Raw genomic sequence first — 972 nt, 5'->3', positions numbered from 1 at the left:
TCCAGATCACCTGGAAGCCGACGAAGACCGCCAGCACGAAGACGATGAAATGCGACAGGAAGCTCGCGGGCGCGAACAGCCCCACCAGCAGCATCGCCGCCGCGCCCGCGCCGAGCAGCGTGACCTGCGACCGGGTCTGGGCGCGGAAGGCGGCGATCTCCTGCGCGCGCCGCTCCTCGGGGGTCGGCTCCCTGGGCTTCTCGCGCGGCTTCTGGGCGGCGATGGCCGCGACCCTGGGCGGCGGCGGCGGCCAGGTCACGTCGCCGTCATGGGCGACGGTCGAGCCGCGGATCACGTCGTCCTCCATGTTCTGCACGATGACGCCGTCCTTGCCCGGCGTCAGGTCCGAGAGCATGTGGCGGATGTTGTTGCCATAAAGCTCCGAGGCTTGCGCGCCCATCCTCGACGGGAAGTCGGTATAGCCGATGATCACCACGCCGTTTTCCGTGACGATGCGCTCGTCCGGCACGGTCAGCTCGCAATTGCCGCCGCGCTCGGCCGCCAGGTCGACGATGACCGAGCCGGTCTTCATCGCCGCGACCATGTCGCGGGTCCAGAGCTTGGGCGCATCGCGGCCGGGGATCAGCGCCGTGGTGATGACGATGTCCATCCCGGGCGCGAGCTCGCGGAACTTCTCGAGCTGCTTTTCCCGGAACTCGGGGCTCGAGGGCGCGGCATAGCCGCCGGTCGCGGCCCCGTCCTGCACCTGGTCCTGGAAGTCCAGGTAGACGAATTCCGCGCCCATCGATTCGATCTGCTCGGCCACCTCGGGGCGCACGTCGAAGGCATGGACCTGCGCGCCCAGGCTGACCGCCGCGCCGATGGCGGCAAGCCCGGCGACGCCGGCGCCCACCACCAGCACCTTGGCCGGCGGCACCTTGCCCGCCGCCGTCACCTGGCCGGTGAAGAAGCGGCCGAAGTTGTTCGCCGCCTCGATCACCGCCCGGTAGCCGGCGATATTGGCCATCGAGG

General features: G+C 70.1%; 1 protein-coding gene. It reads right to left on the bottom strand.

The features are described from left to right. Positions 1–972, bottom strand: a 972-nt coding sequence (locus IT40_RS26480; protein ID WP_036761523.1) for a Re/Si-specific NAD(P)(+) transhydrogenase subunit alpha, incomplete at both ends; no start/stop codon positions are given.

Origin of the sequence: Paracoccus versutus (genome assembly GCF_000763885.1) — a bacterium.
Classification (GTDB): domain Bacteria; phylum Pseudomonadota; class Alphaproteobacteria; order Rhodobacterales; family Rhodobacteraceae; genus Paracoccus; species Paracoccus versutus.
This window is presented reverse-complemented; position numbering and strand designations above follow the sequence as displayed.